13 protein-coding genes, 1 tRNA gene and 1 riboswitch are annotated in these 15,922 nt (G+C 70.9%); of the genes, 12 read left to right on the top strand and 2 right to left on the bottom strand.

The genetic code is table 11. From position 1 onward, the window contains the following. Positions 1 to 18 precede the first annotated feature (18 nt). The 11 genes from O5O46_RS14185 (at position 19) to O5O46_RS14235 (ending at position 11,658) form a co-directional block, all read left to right on the top strand. Positions 19 to 381 (top strand): DUF6479 family protein, encoded by a 363-nt coding sequence (locus O5O46_RS14185; RefSeq protein WP_269855746.1) that lies wholly within the window; start codon positions 19 to 21, stop codon positions 379 to 381. A gap of 42 nt (positions 382 to 423) precedes the next feature. Further along, positions 424 to 1,110 carry an endonuclease V gene (locus O5O46_RS14190; protein WP_269855747.1) on the top strand — a complete coding sequence of 229 codons (687 nt, stop codon included), beginning with the start codon at positions 424 to 426 and terminating at the stop codon, positions 1,108 to 1,110. A gap of 23 nt (positions 1,111 to 1,133) precedes the next feature. After that, complete coding sequence (locus tag O5O46_RS14195; RefSeq protein ID WP_269855748.1) at positions 1,134 to 2,390, top strand: cytochrome P450 family protein; 1,257 nt, start codon at positions 1,134 to 1,136, stop codon at positions 2,388 to 2,390. A 137-nt stretch (positions 2,391 to 2,527) separates the two neighbouring features. Next, positions 2,528 to 3,595 (top strand): LysM peptidoglycan-binding domain-containing protein, encoded by a 1,068-nt coding sequence (locus O5O46_RS14200; protein ID WP_269855749.1) that lies wholly within the window; start codon positions 2,528 to 2,530, stop codon positions 3,593 to 3,595. A gap of 231 nt (positions 3,596 to 3,826) precedes the next feature. Continuing rightward, a riboswitch (cyclic di-AMP (ydaO/yuaA leader) is annotated at positions 3,827 to 3,991 on the top strand. Between the two features lie 2 nt (positions 3,992 to 3,993). Continuing rightward, the gene (locus tag O5O46_RS14205; RefSeq protein WP_269855750.1) at positions 3,994 to 4,689 is read left to right on the top strand and encodes a LysM peptidoglycan-binding domain-containing protein; all 696 of its coding nucleotides are present in this window, start codon (positions 3,994 to 3,996) and stop codon (positions 4,687 to 4,689) included. A gap of 226 nt (positions 4,690 to 4,915) precedes the next feature. Then, the gene (gene eno, locus O5O46_RS14210; protein ID WP_269855751.1) at positions 4,916 to 6,196 is read left to right on the top strand and encodes a phosphopyruvate hydratase; all 1,281 of its coding nucleotides are present in this window, start codon (positions 4,916 to 4,918) and stop codon (positions 6,194 to 6,196) included. 173 nt (positions 6,197 to 6,369) lie between these two features. Continuing rightward, positions 6,370 to 6,840 (top strand): FtsB family cell division protein, encoded by a 471-nt coding sequence (locus O5O46_RS14215; protein ID WP_269855842.1) that lies wholly within the window; start codon positions 6,370 to 6,372, stop codon positions 6,838 to 6,840. 64 nt (positions 6,841 to 6,904) lie between these two features. Continuing rightward, complete coding sequence (locus O5O46_RS14220) at positions 6,905 to 7,453, top strand: DUF501 domain-containing protein (RefSeq protein WP_269855752.1); 549 nt, start codon at positions 6,905 to 6,907, stop codon at positions 7,451 to 7,453. Continuing rightward, positions 7,450 to 8,391, top strand: a complete 942-nt coding sequence (locus O5O46_RS14225; RefSeq protein WP_269855753.1) for a Ppx/GppA phosphatase family protein — start codon at positions 7,450 to 7,452, stop codon at positions 8,389 to 8,391. Before O5O46_RS14220 ends, O5O46_RS14225 begins: the two co-directional genes overlap by 4 nt. A gap of 374 nt (positions 8,392 to 8,765) precedes the next feature. Further along, complete coding sequence (locus O5O46_RS14230) at positions 8,766 to 10,139, top strand: NAD(P)/FAD-dependent oxidoreductase (RefSeq protein ID WP_269855754.1); 1,374 nt, start codon at positions 8,766 to 8,768, stop codon at positions 10,137 to 10,139. A gap of 202 nt (positions 10,140 to 10,341) precedes the next feature. Continuing rightward, on the top strand, positions 10,342 to 11,658 hold the full coding sequence (locus O5O46_RS14235; RefSeq protein WP_269855755.1) for an SAM-dependent methyltransferase: 1,317 nt from the start codon (positions 10,342 to 10,344) through the stop codon (positions 11,656 to 11,658). 239 nt (positions 11,659 to 11,897) lie between these two features. Here O5O46_RS14235 and O5O46_RS14240 read toward each other — a convergent pair whose 3' ends face one another. Together O5O46_RS14240 and O5O46_RS14245 are read right to left on the bottom strand one after the other, a co-directional pair. After that, a complete protein-coding gene (locus tag O5O46_RS14240; RefSeq protein ID WP_269855756.1) occupies positions 11,898 to 14,444 on the bottom strand; it encodes an ABC transporter permease in 2,547 nt (848 codons plus the stop codon). A 59-nt stretch (positions 14,445 to 14,503) separates the two neighbouring features. Next, positions 14,504 to 15,319 (bottom strand): ABC transporter ATP-binding protein, encoded by an 816-nt coding sequence (locus O5O46_RS14245; protein ID WP_269855757.1) that lies wholly within the window; start codon positions 15,317 to 15,319, stop codon positions 14,504 to 14,506. A 440-nt stretch (positions 15,320 to 15,759) separates the two neighbouring features. Here O5O46_RS14245 and O5O46_RS14250 point away from each other — a divergent pair. Next, a tRNA-Leu gene (locus O5O46_RS14250) sits at positions 15,760 to 15,841 on the top strand. Positions 15,842 to 15,922 lie beyond the last annotated feature (81 nt).

Here is a 15,922-nt window from a genome sequence, read left to right on the forward strand (position 1 = left end):
TATGGGTAATAAATCCACATGATGTGGACATTCGGCGCGGAAACCATCGCGGCGGGCTTCATAATCGGCCCGCTGCTGATCGGCATCGGCATTGTGGTCGCCCTGGCCCTCGTCGGGCTGTTCTACGGACGTCTGCGGCGCGGCCCGGGCCCGGAGCGCACACCGCAGCCCCCGCCGGAGCAGCCGCCACCACGGGCCCGGGCGTGGGCGACGCCCACAGAGTTCGCCGAGGGCGAGGCCCCGGCGAACCACGGACCCGGGCACCAGGACTCCCAGGTCTCCGAGCCCGAGGAGGTCAGCCGGGAGCCGGACGAGGTGCCTCGGGACGGCAGGCGGCGCTTGCCGTACGAGCTGCGCGGCTACCCGGGCCCGCGGACCTGAACCCGGTACCGCGCCGACCGCCGAGTGGGTGATCATGGCGGTATGCGCATCGACATACCGCATTCCTGGCCGCGCACCGAGGCCGATGCCATCGCGATCCAGGACCGGCTGCGCGGCCAGGTGGACCGCGTCGGACCCGGGCCGCGGGAGCCGCGGCTGGTGGCCGGGCTCGACGTGGCGTACGCCGAGGACTCCAACCGGGTGGCCGCCGCCGTGGTGGTGCTGGACGCCCGGACCCTGGAGGTCGTGGAGCGCGCCACCGCGGTCGGTGACGCCACCTTCCCGTACGTGCCGGGCCTCTTCGCGTTCCGTGAACTGCCGGTGCTCGTCGAGGCGTTGACCCGGCTGGAGAGCGTTCCGGAACTTCTGCTGTGCGACGGCCAGGGCCTGGCGCATCCGCGCCGCTTCGGGCTCGCCTGCCATCTGGGGGTGCTCACCGGGATCGCGGCGGCCGGGGTCGCCAAGACCACGTTCGTCGGCGACTACGACGCCGCCGCGCTCGGCCCGCGGCGGGGTGCGGGCGTCCCGCTCGTCGACGGCGGTGAGACCGTCGGACGCGCGCTGCGCACCAGGGACGGCGTCAAGCCGGTGTACGTCTCCACCGGGCACGGCATCGACCTGGACACCGCCTGCCGCCATGTGCTGGCACTCGCCCCGCAGTACCGGCTGCCGCAGACCACCCGGCTCGCCGACCGGCTCAGCCGGGACGTGCTGCGCGCCGCCCGCTGACGCCACCGGGTTAACGTCGGGGGGTGACTGACGCATCCGCCCCCGCCCTGTTCACCTGGGAGTTCGCCGCCGATCCCTACCCGGCGTACGCCTGGCTGCGGGAGCACGCGCCGGTGCACCGCACCACCCTGCCCAGCGGGGTGGAGGCCTGGCTGGTCACCCGGTACCCCGACGCCCGGCAGGCACTCGCGGACGCCCGGCTCAGCAAGAACCCCGTCCACCACTCCGAGCGCGCCCACGCCAAGGGCAAGGTCGGCATCCCCGGTGAGCGCAGTGCCGACCTGATGACGCACCTGCTGAACATCGACCCGCCGGACCACACCCGGCTGCGCCGCCTGGTCTCCAAGGCGTTCACCCCGCGCCGGGTGGCCGAGTTCGCCCCGCGGGTAACGGAGTTGACCAATCGCCTCATCGACTCCTTCGCGGCCAGGGGCGAGGCGGACCTGATCCATGAGTTCGCCTTCCCGCTGCCCATCTACGCCATCTGCGACCTGCTCGGCGTACCGGCCGAGGACCAGGACGACTTCCGCGACTGGGCGGGCATGATGATCCGGCACGGCGGCGGACCGCGCGGCGGCGTCGCCCGCTCGGTGAAGAAGATGCGCGCGTACCTGCTGGAGCTCATCCACCGCAAGCGCGCACAGCTCGGTGACGACCTGATCTCCGCCCTGATCAGGGCCAGCGACCACGGCGAGCACCTCACCGAGAACGAGGCCGCGGCGATGGCGTTCATCCTGCTGTTCGCCGGTTTCGAGACCACGGTCAACCTCATCGGCAACGGCACGTACGCGCTGCTGCGCGATCCGGGGCAACGGCGGCTGCTCCAGGACTCGGTGGGCCGTGGTGAGACGGACCTGCTGGCCACCGCGGTCGAGGAACTGCTGCGCTACGACGGGCCGGTGGAGTTGGCGACCTGGCGGTTCGCCACCGAACCGCTGACCATCGGCGGCCGGTCGATCGGCACCGGCGACCCGGTGCTGGTGGTACTGGCCGCCGCCGACCGCGACCCGGAACGCTTCGCCGGTCCCGACACCCTCGACCTGGCCCGGCGCGACAACCCGCATCTGGGATTCGGACACGGCATCCACTACTGCCTGGGCGCCCCGCTCGCCCGGCTGGAGGGCCAGACCGCGCTGGCCACCCTGCTCACCCGGCTCCCCGACCTGCAACTCGCCGTGGGTCCAGAGGAGTTGCGCTGGCGCGGCGGACTGATCATGCGCGGGCTGCGCACCCTTCCGGTCTCCTTCACCGCTGTCCGGGATGTCGTCAACGGGCAATAAGAGCATGGAGAATACAGACACCTGACGGGATGTCGGTCAGGCGTGACCTCCACGTGATCTCCACTACATCCGCCCGTGACCGACGCCGTTACGGGCTACGCTCTGCGCTCGTCCCCGCCGTCGGAGAAAGGCGTCACATGCTCAGGTCGGGCAACGGTCAGCACCGCAAGCCGCGTCAAGCGCCCGCGTTCGTCGTCACCGCCGGGGTCACCGGCGCCGGGATCGCGCTGCCGCTGCTCGGCGCCACGGGTGCGCACGCCGCCACCGCCAGCACCTGGGACAAGGTCGCGCAGTGCGAGAGCGGCGGCATGTGGAGCGCCGACAACGGCAACGGCTCGTACGGCGGACTCCAGATGACCCAGGACACCTGGGAGCGGTTCGGCGGCACGGCCTACGCCGAGCGGCCCGACCTGGCCAGCCGGCAGCAGCAGATAGCCATCGCCGAGAAGGTGCTGTCCGCCCAGGGCGCCGACACCTGGGGCGGCTGCGCGGTGGACGCGGGCCTGGCCAGGGGCGGCGCCTCGGCGGAGGTGGACCCGGGCACCCTCGATCCGTCGACGGACGGGTCGTGGAACGACTCCGGCGCGTCCGGTGAATCCGGTTTGTCCAACTCGCCGGTTCTCGGGGATGGTTCGGGGGTGACGGGTTCTTCCGGTTCATCCAGCTCGTCCACTTCGACCGGTTCGAGTGGGTCCTCCGATTCATCTGGTGCGGTGGACGCGTCGGGTACGCCATCGTCCGCCCCGTCCTCCAGTCCCTCGCCCTCTTCTTCCGCTTCGTCCACCCCCTCCTCCTCGGCCAGCAGCACGCCGTCGCCCTCCGGTGCCGGTGGCGGCGGGCGGCACGCCAAGCCGTCTCCCTCCGCTTCCGGTTCGGCCAGCGCCGACCCCACGGCCTCCGGAACGCCCTCCGGAACGCCCTCCGGGGCGCCGTCCAGCGCTCCCGCCGACCCGGCGCCGACTACGTCCGGTGACCGTGGCGGTGACCGCGCCTCACGTGGCGGCGTCGACGCGCGCCAGCAGGATCCGGGGGTGGGCGGGCAGGAGAGCGGCTCGTACACCGTTCAGCCGGGCGACAACCTTGCGCAAATCGCGACAGACCACTCGGTGCCCGGAGGCTGGCCGTCGCTCTACGACGCCAACAAGTCCGTGGTGGGCTCCAACCCGGACCTGATCCTGCCCGGACAACAGCTCACTCTTCGTTAAACCTGTGACATACCTCTCCCGGGCCGCTTCGGGCGACGGACCGTCAGCCGTCCGCTTATCCCGTTCCGACCTGCGGATCTGACGTTCCGCTGGTGACGCGTCAGAAATCCGCCGGTGCCGGGCGGTGTTTGTCAGCCGCCCGGGGGGTGTGTTTAAGGTCGTGACCGCTCGCCACCGCGAGCCCTGTCGGTCAGGTACGCCGAGTCCTGCCGCCGGCCGACGGGAACAGTCGACGCGAAAGCGCCGTAGGCAGGAGCGGGGGACCCAAGGTTCTCCGCCGGTCCGGTCAACTCGACGGACCGGCTAGGGGTTAAGTCGCGCGCCGTGCGCCGCGACCGGGCAACTCACTCGGCCCGAACCCGACAGCTGACCTCGTAGGCGTCGGTGAGGAAATCTCCATGGGTAAGCACCGCCGTGCCTCGAAGGCTGTCCGTATCGCCACCATCACCGGTGTCGCCGGTGCGGCCGTCGCCGCGCCGCTCCTGACCGCCACCTCGGCTTCCGCCGCCTCCGTGGCCGTCTGGGACCGTGTCGCCCAGTGCGAGTCCAGCGGCAACTGGTCCAACCACGACACCGGTGGCAACGGGCACTACGGCGGTCTGCAGTTCTCGCAGTCCAGCTGGGCCGCCGCCGGTGGTCTGAAGTACGCCTCGCGCGCCGACTACGCCACCAAGGACCAGCAGATCGCCGTCGCCGAGGTGCTGCTGAAGATGCAGGGCCCGGGTGCCTGGCAGTGCGCCTACGCCGGCCCGCTGACCTCCGGTGGCCCGGCCCCGGAGATCAACGTGAGCGGCTCCGCCTCCGCCTCGGCCGGCTCGGACAACGCGGCCAGCACTCAGACCGCCAAGGAGGCCCCGGCCAAGGAGGCCCCCGCCGAGGCCCCGGCGCCGAAGAAGGTCCGCAAGCACGCCCGCCCGGCCGCCCCGGTCGAGCAGGGCACCGGCAGCTACACCGTCAAGTCCGGTGACACCCTCTCCGGTATCGCCGCCGCCCACGGTGTCGCCGGCGGCTGGCAGAAGCTGTTCGAGCTGAACAACGACGTCGTCAAGGACGCCAACCTGATCTTCCCCGGTCAGCACCTGAAGCTCGGCTGAACCCCGACAACGGCACAACTGCCCTGACGGTCTCCCGCGTTCGCGAACCGCGCGGCGACCGATGAAAGCTCCCCGGCCGGACACGCCTTCCCCCCGAGCGTGTCCGGCCGGGGCATTTTGGGTTCGGCCGCCGTCCCGTCGGCTGGCCGGACCGGGCGAGCCGGTTAGGCTCATCCCGCAGAGCACCAGCGCACCAACCAAGCAACACATCCCAAAGGAGATGCTCGTGCCGTCCATCGACGTCGTCGTAGCCCGGGAAATCCTCGACTCACGAGGCAACCCCACCGTCGAGGTCGAGGTCGGCCTCGACGACGGGAGCACCGGCCGCGCGGCCGTACCCTCCGGTGCCTCCACCGGTGCGTTCGAGGCCCTCGAACTGCGCGACGGGGACAAGGCCCGTTACGGCGGAAAGGGCGTGGAGAAGGCCGTTCTCGCCGTCATCGAGCAGATCGGCCCGGAGCTGGTGGGGTACGACGCCACCGAGCAGCGGCTGATCGACCAGGCGATGCTCGACCTGGACGCCACCCCGGACAAGTCCTCACTCGGCGCCAACGCCATCCTCGGCGTCTCGCTGGCCGTGGCGCACGCCGCCTCCGAGGCCTCCGACCTGCCGCTGTTCCGCTACATCGGCGGCCCGAACGCCCACGTACTGCCGGTCCCGATGATGAACATCCTCAACGGCGGCGCCCACGCGGACTCCAACGTCGACATCCAGGAGTTCATGATCGCGCCGATCGGCGCCGAGTCCTTCTCCGAGGCCCTGCGCTGGGGCGCGGAGACGTACCACGCGCTGAAGTCGGTCCTCAAGGAGCGCGGTCTGTCCACCGGCCTCGGCGACGAGGGCGGCTTCGCGCCCAACCTGGAGTCCAACCGCGCCGCCCTCGACCTGATCGTCGAGGCCATCAAGAAGGCCGGCTTCCAGCCCGGCCAGGACATCGCGCTCGCCCTTGACGTGGCCGCCACCGAGTTCTACAAGGACGGCGCGTACGTCTTCGAGGGCAAGGCCCGTACCGCCGCCGAGATGAGCGCCTACTACGGCGAGCTGGTCGCCGCCTACCCGCTGGTCTCCATCGAGGACCCGCTGGGCGAGGAGGACTGGGAGGGCTGGAAGACCATCACCGACCAGCTCGGCGACAAGGTCCAGCTGGTCGGTGACGACCTGTTCGTGACCAACCCGGAGCGCCTGCAGCGCGGCATCGACAGCGACACCGCCAACGCCCTGCTGGTCAAGGTCAACCAGATCGGTTCGCTGACCGAGACCCTGGACGCCGTCGAGCTGGCCCAGCGCAGCGGCTACAAGTGCATGATGTCGCACCGCTCCGGCGAGACCGAGGACGTCACCATCGCCGACCTGGCCGTCGCCACCAACTGCGGCCAGATCAAGACCGGTGCCCCGGCCCGCTCGGACCGCGTCGCCAAGTACAACCAGCTGCTGCGCATCGAGGAGATCCTCGACGACGCCGCGGTGTACGCCGGCCGCAGCGCCTTCCCGCGCTTCCGCGCCTGAGGTCCTGTGACGGGCCCGGGGGGCGGTGCCCCCCGGGCCCTTGGGGTTGAGGGCTCAACCCCAAGGGGCGTCCGGAGGCGAGAGCCCCCGGAAACGGGCCTGGGGCGTGGCCCCGGTGGGTTTGGGGGCGAAGCCCCAGAACACAACTACGTACGTGCTGAGGGGTGAGCGACGTGCCAACGGACCGCTTCTCGACCGCGACCAGGCTCAAGGCCCTGGGCGCGCAGGCGCAGGCCCGCGTCTACCGGGCCACCGGCCGTACACCGCGGCGCAGCAGGCTCACCGGTCGCGCCGCGCTGCTGGCGCTGACCGTCTGCGCGCTGGTCGTCGCCCTCGCGTACCCGATGCGGCAGTACGTGGCCCAGCGCTCGCAGATCGCCGACCAGCGCGAGCAGGCGCGCCAGGCGCGCCAGCGGGTGGAGCGGCTGCAACAGGAGAAGGCCCGCTGGTCCGATCCGGAGTACGTCAAGGCGCAGGCCCGCGAGCAGCTGCACTTCGTGATGCCGGGGGAGACCGGGTACACCATGTCCGGCCAGCGCGGTACGGACGCCGACCAGAGCGACGCCGCCACGGGGGCGGCGGCCAACCGCGCCTGGTACGACAATCTTTGGAACGGAGTGAACTCCTCCGACGCCAGCCACTGACCGGGGCCCGGCTCGCCCGGGACCCGTACCACCACCGAGCCACCGCCGAACCAGAAAGCCGCCCGTGAAGAACCCGCCGCCCCGCACCGAACCCGCCCCGCCCACCGAGGCCGACATCGCCGCCATCGGCGAGCAGCTCGGCCGCGTGCCGCGCGGACTGCGGGCCGTAGCGCACCGCTGCCCGTGCGGGCTGCCGGACGTCGTGGAGACGGCGCCCCGGCTGGAGGACGGCACGCCGTTCCCCACGCTCTACTACCTGACCTGCCCGCGCGCCGCCTCCGCCATCGGCACCCTGGAGGCGGAGGGCGTGATGAAGGAGATGACGGCGCGGCTCGCTGAGGACGAGGAGCTGGCCGCCGGGTACCGGGCGGCGCACGAGGACTACATCGCCCGCCGGGACGCCATCGAGGTGCTGGAGAACTTCCCCAGCGCGGGCGGCATGCCGGACCGGGTCAAGTGCCTGCACGTGCTGGTCGGCCACTCGCTGGCGGCCGGTCCCGGGGTGAACCCGCTGGGTGACGAGGCGATCGCGATGCTGCCGCAGTGGTGGCGCAAGGGCCCCTGCGTGTGCGCCGGTGCCGACGAGGGCGGCGCCGAGGAGGACGCGAAGTGACCCGGGTCGCCGCGGTCGACTGCGGTACGAACTCCATCCGGCTGCTGGTCGCCGAGGCCGACCGGCACACCGGTGCCATCAAGGACCTCGACCGGCGGATGCGGATCGTACGGCTCGGCCAGGACGTGGACCGCACCGGCCGGCTGGCGCCCGAGGCCCTGGAGCGCACCTTCGCCGCGTGCCGTGAGTACGCCGAGGTGATCCGCGAACTCGGTGCGGAGAAGGTGCGGTTCGTGGCCACGTCGGCCTCCCGGGACGCGCGGAACCGCGAGGACTTCGTTCGGGGCGTGGTGGAGATCCTGGGCGTGGAGCCCGAGGTGATCTCCGGCGACGACGAGGCCGAGTACTCGTTCACCGGGGCGACGAGGGAACTGGCCGGCCGGGACCACTTCGAGAAGCCGTACCTGGTGGTGGACATCGGGGGCGGGTCGACCGAGTTCGTGGTCGGCTCGGAGCACGCCGCGGCGGCCCGCTCGGTGGACATCGGCTGCGTCCGGATGACCGAGCGGCACCTGGTCCGCGACGGCCAGGTCGGCGATCCGCCCACGCCGGGTCAGATCGCCGCGATGCGGGCGGACATCGCCGCCGCGCTGGACCTGGCCGCCGAGACGGTGCCGCTGGGGCGGGCCCGGACCCTGGTGGGCCTGGCCGGCTCGGTCACCACGGTGGCCGCGATCGCGCTGGGGCTGCGGGAGTACGACTCGTCGGCGATCCACCACTCGCGGATCGGCATCGATCAGGTCCGCGAGATCACCGACCGGCTGCTGTCCTCGACGCACGCCGAACGCGCCGCGATCCCGGTGCTGCACCCCGGGCGGATCGACGTGATCGGCGCGGGCGCCCTCGTACTGCTGATGATCATGGAGCGGGTGGGGGCCGGGGAGGTCGTGGTGAGCGAGCACGACATCCTCGACGGCATCGCGTGGAGCGTGGCCTGAGTGGTCGACTGAGCAGGGCGAACATCAGCTGAGCGGGCTGCGGCGCCCTCGCGCACGGGCCTCGGAAAGAGCTTCGTGAATTTCTTCACATGAAGAACGGGGCTTTTGTTGGGGTGGAGTTGAGGTTCCGCGCCCGCCGCGCGCCGGGGGAGTGTTCCGGCGGCGTTACACGGGGCGCGGCCATCCGTCCGCCGCTACCCCGCTGATGCAGATCGTGGCTGCTCAGCGCGGTGGCTCAACGTCTTCGGGGCCTGTCCGGTTCCGTTGGCCGCTGTGGCATCGATCACGAAACCGCGCAGTGTAGCAGAGGGTCGCAAGAACCTTGTGAAGGGGCTCACGAAGGCCCCCCAAGCGGGTGCTGGATACTCGTCTTCATGAGCACCACGGAGCGTCCACGGATCCTCGTAGTAGGCGGCGGTTACGTCGGCCTGTACGCGGCGCGCCGCATCCTGAAGAAGATGCGGTTCGGCGAGGCGACCGTCACGGTCGTCGACCCCCGGTCGTACATGACGTACCAGCCCTTCCTCCCTGAGACTGCCGCCGGCAGCATCTCCCCGCGCCACGTCGTGGTTCCGCTGCGACGCGTGCTGCCCAAGGCGGAGGTCCTCACCGGCCGGGTCACCTCGGTCGACCAGGACCGCAAGGTGGCCGTCATCGAGCCGCTCGTCGGCGAGTCCTACGAGCTGCCCTTCGACTACCTCGTCGTCGCGCTCGGCGCCGTCTCCCGCACCTTCCCGATCCCCGGCCTCGCCGAGAACGGCATCGGCATGAAGGGCGTCGAGGAAGCCGTCGACCTGCGCAACCACGTGCTGGAGCAGCTGGACCTGGCCGACTCCACGACCGACGAGGAGGTCCGCCGCAAGGCGCTGACCTTCGTCTTCGTCGGCGGTGGCTTCGCGGGCGCGGAGACCATCGGCGAGGTCGAGGACATGGCCCGTGACGCGTGCAAGTACTACACGAACGTCAAGCGCGAGGACATGCGGTTCGTCCTCGTCGAGGCCGCCAACCGGATCCTGCCCGAGGTCGGCCCGGAGCTCGGCAAGTGGGGCCTTGAGCACCTGCGCGAGCGCGGCATCGAGGTCTACCTGGAGACGTCGATGAAGTCCTGCGTCGACAAGCACGTGGTGCTCGCCAACGGGCTTGAGGTCGACGCCTCCACCATCGTGTGGACCGCGGGCGTCAAGCCGAACCCGGCGCTGGCCAACTTCGGCCTGCCGCTCGGCCCGCGCGGCCACGTCGACACCGCTCCCACCCTCCAGGTCCAGGGCATGGACTACGTGTGGGCGGCCGGCGACAACGCCCAGGTGCCGGACCTCGCCTCCGGCGAGGGCGCCTGGTGCCCGCCGAACGCGCAGCACGCGCTGCGCCAGGCCAAGGTGCTCGGCGACAACGTGGTGTCCGGGATGCGCGGCTTCCCGCAGCACGAGTACAAGCACAAGAACATGGGCGCGGTCGCCGGTCTCGGCCTGCACAAGGGCGTCGCCCTGCTGTTCGGCAAGATCAAGCTCAAGGGCCGTCTGGCCTGGTACTGCCACCGCGGCTACCACGGCATGGCGGTGCCGACCTTCAACCGCAAGTTCCGGGTGCTCGCCGACTGGACGCTGGCGATGTTCCTCAAGCGCGACGTGGTGGCGCTCGGCGCGCTGGAGAACCCGCGCGACGAGTTCTACGAGGCCGCGGCACCGGTGACGGCGGCGGCCACCGCCAAGGCCAAGGCGCCGGAAGGTGAGAAGGCCAAGGCCTCCTGACCTTCAGCGCTGCTCGACAGCTCTGATCGACGCCGAGGGCGTCCGCCATCCGTGGGGCGGACGCCCTCGGCGCTTTCGCGTACGGAATTTTCCCGTACTCGGTTCCCGATTCGGGACTACGATTGGGTCGCAAATCTGTTTTCGTGATGCAAGGACCTTGTCAGGTCTGTCGGTTGACGCACCATCACGGAGGTTTTGCACCATGGCCGACGCAGCCGTACGGCTCCTCGCACTCGCCGAAGGCGCCCTGGGCGCCCCGCTTCCGCTGCGGATCCGCGCCTGGGACGGTTCCGAGGCCGGGCCGCCGGACGCGCCGGTGCTGGTGCTGCGGCACCGGCGCGCGCTGCGCCGACTGCTGTGGAAGCCGGGGGAGTTGGGGCTCGCCCGGGCCTGGGTGGCCGGGGACATCGAGGTCGAGGGCGACCTGTACGAGGCGCTGGAACGTCTCTCCGGGCTGATCTGGGAGCGGGACGAGCCGCAGGGCGGACTGCGCCCGCTGGACGCCGTACGGTCCCTGCGCGATCCCGCGCTGCGCCGGATGGCCCGTGAGGCGCTGCTCCTGGCGGGGCCCGGACTGCCGCCCGCCCCGCCCGCCGAGGAGGCGCCCAGGCGCGGCGGGGTGCGGCACACGCTCAGCCGGGACCGCGAGGCGATCCACCACCACTACGACGTCGGCAACACCTTCTACGAGCGGGTGCTCGGGCCTTCGATGGTCTACTCGTGCGCGTACTGGCAGCAGCCGGGCGGCACCCTGGAGGAAGCGCAGGAGGCCAAGCTCGACCTGATCTGCCGCAAGCTGTCGCTGACCGAGGGCCAGCGGCTGCTGGACGTCGGCTGCGGCTGGGGTTCGATGGTGCTGCACGCCGCCCAGCGCTACGGGGTGCGGGCGGTCGGCGTCACGCTCTCCGCCGAGCAGGCGGCGTACGCCCGCAAGCGGGTGGCCGACGCGGGGCTGACCGACCGGGTGGAGATCCGGGTGCAGGACTACCGGGAGGTGGACGACGGGCCGTACGACGCGATCTCGTCCATCGGCATGGCGGAGCACGTGGGGTCCGCGCAGTACCGGGCGTACGCCTCGGCGCTGTACGGGTTGCTGCGGCCCGGTGGCCGCCTGCTCAACCACCAGATCGCGCGGCGCCCGCTGGAGCGGGAGGACGCCTACCGGGTGGACGAGTTCATCGACCGCTACGTCTTCCCCGACGGGGAGTTGTCGCCGCTCGGCTCCACGGTCGAGCTTCTGGAGGAGGCCGGTTTCGAGGTACGGGACGTGGAGGCGCTCCGCGAGCACTACGGGCGCACCCTGCGCGCCTGGGTCGCCAACCTGGAGACCCACTGGCCGGAGGCCGTCCGCCTCACCTCGCCCGGCCGTGCCCGCGTCTGGCGCCTCTACATGGCGGCTTCCGCCCTGGCCTTCGAGCACAACCGCATCGGCGTCAACCAGGTCGTGGCGGTGAAAACCACCACGTCGGGTGACGCGTCCTTCCCCCGGACCAGACACGCATGGCTGGAGCCCCACTGACGAGTACCCCTCACCCGCCCTTCCCCGGGGCTCCGCCCTCTCGCCCCCGACGTGCATCGTGGCTCCGACTTTGAACCCGCGGGGAAAGGACGCGCCCCCAAGCCCCTTGTGTACCAGGGGGCTTGGGGGCGAAGCCCGCAGACCGGCAGGATTCGGAGCGAAGCCACGCGCCGACCCGGGGCCTGGGGTGAAGCCCGCCACCCCCGGGGGTGGGTGGCGGAGCCCCGAGGGGCGTGGGATCACTCCGTCTTGATCGCCTCCAGGACGTCGAGCTTCGCCGCTCGCCTCGCGGGCCACACCGCGGCCAGGATGCCGACCAGGGCGGCCAGGGCGAGGAAGACGGCGATACGGGTCCAGGGGAGGACCATCACGTAGCCCTGGAGGTCCGCGCTGATGGAGTCTCCGGTGGCCCAGGCGATGAACAGGCCCAGGACCACGCCGGTGACCGCGCCGAAGAGGGCGATGACGACCGCCTCCAGCCGGATCATCCGCTTGACCCGGCCGCGGTCCAGGCCGACCGCGCGCAGCATGCCGATCTCACGGCGCCGCTCGAAGACCGACATGGCCAGCGTGTTGATGACCCCCAGCACCGCGATGACCAACGACATGCCCAGCAGCCCGTACATGATGTAGAGCATGTTGTTGATCATGCCGCCGAACGTGTCCCGGATCCCCTGACGGTCCATCACCGAGATCGCCGGGTTGTCCCCCAGCCCGTCGGTGATGGCCTGCGCCGCGGTGGGCGTGGCGCCGCCGGAGACGGAGACCAGCACCTGCCGTACCTCGGGCTTGTCGACGTGCGGCGTCAGCATCCGGTCCGGCATGACGACGTCCGACAGCACGAGGTTGTCGGCGAACGTTCCGCCCACCGTCACCTCGGCCCTCGTGCCGTCCGGGTAGCTGGCCTGGACGGTGTCGCCGACCCGCCAGCCCCGGCTCTTGGCGGTCTTGTCGGCGACCAGGACCTTGCCGTCGGCCAGCGCGGACTGCGAACCGTGCACCATCGTGATCTTGACGGTCCTGGCCAGCCCGGCCGGATCGGCCGCGGTGACCGACGAGAACTTGCCGTCCAGGTCGAAGTAGGAGTTGCGCAGCGCGGTCGCCGCGGTGACCCCCGGCACCTTGGAGATCTCGCCCGCGACGGAGTCGTCCAGCGGCATGCCGTTCGCCATCTGGACCATGTAGTCCGCCGACAGGTTGTCCACCGTCGCCTTGTCGATTGTCCGGCCGATGGAGACACCCAGCACCGACAGCCCGGTGATCAGGGTCAGCCCGATGGCCAGCGCGGAGGCGGTGGCCGCGGTACGTCGCGGATTGCGCCGCGCGTTGCGCGCCGCCAGGTTGCCGGACACCCCGAACGCCCGCGCCAGCAGCGGCCGTACCGCCGCGATGACCGGCTGCGACAGCAGCGGCGTCAGCACGATCACTCCGATCACCAGCAGGAACGCCCCGCCGCCGACCTCCCAGCGCCCGGTGGCGCCACCCGCCGAACCGCCCAGCACGACCAGCGCGGCACCGACCGCGGCCAGCAGCCCGCCGAAGGTGTTGCGCAGCACCAGTGACTTGGTGGGCGCCGGCAGCTCCGCACTGCTCATCGCGGCGACCGGCGGGATCTTCGCGGCCCGGCGGGCGGGCAGCCAGGCGGCGAACATGGTGATCAGCACGCCCACCGCGAACGCCGCGAGCACCGTCGTCGGCGCGACCACCAGCGGCCCGGACGGCACCTTGGCGCCGAAGGAGGCCATGGCGGAGCGCAGCCCCACCGCGATCCCGATGCCGCCCACGAACCCGGCCAGCGAGGCGGTGGCGCCCACGATCAGCGCCTCGGTGAGCACCGAGCGCGTCACCTGGCGGCGGCTCGCGCCCAGCGCGCGCAGCAGTGCCAGCTCCTTGGTGCGCTGCGCGACCAGCATGGTGAAGGTGTTGGCGATCAGGAAGATCCCGACGAACAGAGCGATGGCGGCGAACACCAACAGCATGGTGTTCAGCGAGTTGAACTGCTGCTCGATGTCCTTGGCCTGCCGGTCGGCGAGCTGCTTGCCGGTCTGCGCGTCGACGCTGCCGTCCTTGGGCAGCAGCGGGGTGATCTCGTCGAGGATCTTCTGCTGCGCGGTGCCCTTGTCGGCGGTGACCGTCACGTCGGAGAAGTGACCGGAGGTCAGGTAGAGCGACTGGGCGCTCGCGGTGTCGAACAGCACCAGCGAACCGCCGGCGCTGACCGAGCCGTCGTCGGTGGTGAAGATGCCGGTGACGGTGTACGTCTTGACCGGTCCGTTGGTGGCGATCCGCGCCGGATCGCCGACGTGGAAGCCGCCCTTGTCGGCGGTGTCCTTGTCCAGCGCGACCTCACCGGTCTGCGCCGGGCCGCGGCCGGAGACGAACGCGTAGCGCGGGTCCTTGCCGTTCTTTCCGGGGGCGAAGTTGGCACCGGAGTTGGTCCAGCCGTTGCCGATCAGCTTGCCCTTGGTGTCGGCGACTCCGGCGAACCCGGAGACCCGCCCGGTCGCGGAGGCGACGCCCGGCAGCTTGTCGATACGGTCGAGGGTCTGCTGGCTGATGCCCTCGTCCCGCTTCTTGTCGTGCGGGCCGGAGGACCCGCCGTAACTGGTGATGGCGACGGCCACGTTGTCGTACGACTTGGCCGACTGGTTCTTGTAGGCGTTGCCGAGCGTGTCGGTGAAGACCAGGGTGCCGGAGACGAAGGCGACGCCGAGCAGTACGGCGAGCACGGTCATCAGCAGCCTGGCCTTGTGCGTGAGCACATTGCGCAGGGCGGTTCGGAACATGGTTCAGTCCTGGGGTACGGGTGCGGATCGGCGTGGACGGGCGGCGGCTGGGCGCGAGCTCAGCTGGTACGGCCCTTGGCGTCGAAGCCGGGGGTCCGGGGGTTCCCCCCGGGAAGGCGCCGCATCCGCTCCAGTACGTCGTCGGCGGTCGGGTCGCGCAGTTCGTCGACGATCCGGCCGTCGGCGAGGAAGACGACGCGGTCCGCGTACGAGGCGGCCACCGGGTCGTGGGTGACCATCACCACGGTCTGGCCCAACTCCCGTACGGAGTTGCGAAGGAAGCCCAGCACCTCGGCGCCGGAGCGCGAGTCGAGGTTTCCGGTCGGCTCGTCGGCGAAGATGATCTCGGGCCGGGCGGCGAGCGCCCGGGCCACCGCCACGCGCTGCTGCTGGCCGCCGGAGAGCTGGGCGGGTCGGTGCGACAGCCGTCCGGACAGGCCGACGGTCTCGATGACCTTGGACAGCCACGCCTGGTCCGGCTTGCGGCCCGCGATGTCCATCGGCAGCGTGATGTTCTCGGCGGCGGTCAGGGTGGGCAGCAGGTTGAACGCCTGGAAGATGAAGCCGACCTTGTCCCGGCGCAGTCGCGTGAGCTGCTTGTCCTTGAGCGACGACAGCTCGGTGTCACCTATTCGAGCGGACCCGGAGGAGATCGAGTCGAGCCCCGCCATGCAGTGCATGAGCGTCGACTTGCCGGAGCCGGACGGGCCCATGATGGCGGTGAACTCCGCCTTGCGGAACTCCGTGGAGACGTTGTCGAGCGCGACCACGCGTGTCTCGCCCTGGCCGTAGACCTTGGTGAGATCCGTCGCGCGGGCGGCCACCGCGGTGGCACGATCGTCGGCCCGGGTGCCGGTCTGGGTGGTGGTGGTCACGGGTGGGGCTCCTGTCGTACGTGGCGGTGTTCACTCCATCCTTCCTGTGCCCAGCCACGGCCGGATCAGCCCCTGTCGTGGTTCTGCGGGGATCCTTGGGAGGTACGGACGGCGCGGGCGTCATCCTCAGGTAGGAGATGAGCGGGGGGCGCATTGCCCCGGCAGCGGGGCGCACGGGGGCGTGCGTGCTGCGACGTGACACGACTCGGCGAATTCCCGTCAATCGCTTCGAGTGGCGCATGCACCGGATAGCAGGTGCTCTTGCGGAATGCGCGCCGGTGAGGGCATATACCCGGGCAATCGCCCGGTTTTGACGGCCTTTCGGCTGCCCATAAAATCAGACAACGCGGGGCGGATTTTCACCTGTTCGGGGGTCAGTTCCGGATAGGCTCTTGCTACTTCATGGGGGCTGCCCGCTGTGCCCGCGGCGGTGTTCCCATGCCCGGGTGGTGGAATGTAGACACGGTGAGCTTAAACCTCACTGACCTACGGGTCGTGCCGGTTCGAGTCCGGCTCCGGGCACTCTCCTCCCGCTGGTGACCCTTCCCCGGGAGAGGGCCTCTCGAATCCTCGTTAATTCTTCAATTAATCAGATCGGCCTAC

Origin of the sequence: Streptomyces sp. RPT161, from assembly GCF_027533845.1 — a bacterium.
Classification (GTDB): domain Bacteria; phylum Actinomycetota; class Actinomycetes; order Streptomycetales; family Streptomycetaceae; genus Streptantibioticus_A; species Streptantibioticus_A silvisoli_A.